The organism is Bradyrhizobium sp. Kon37, assembly GCF_055807535.1.
Map to the genome: position 1 here is coordinate 1 of NZ_JBVVOY010000310.1, position 248 is coordinate 248.

Annotated in this window: 1 protein-coding gene; it reads left to right on the forward strand. The window is 55.2% G+C overall.

Features of this window, described 5'->3' with window-relative positions; translation table 11 throughout:
* The coding region (locus tag AC0L3J_RS38280) for a hypothetical protein (RefSeq protein WP_473350604.1) at positions 1-234 on the forward strand (234 nt) is incomplete at its 5' end.
* Between the last annotated feature and the right edge of the window lie 14 nt (positions 235-248).

The window sequence follows — 248 nt, forward strand, 5'->3', positions numbered from 1 at the left end:
GACAGCGGCACTTATCGCGGCAACCGCAAGATCGGCGTGGCCGAAAGCGACTTCTCGATGCCCCTGCATGGTCGCCCTCAAGTCGCCGGCTGTTCGCAATGGCCGGCGCGGCCGGTTGACCAGCGGGCGCCGGCGCACCGCGCCGGTGCACCGCTTCGATCAAAAAATGCCAAACCAATTAACCGGGACTTAATAACAAATATTAAATTGATTTATTTTTGTTTTATTGCATAATAAGCCCTAGCCGT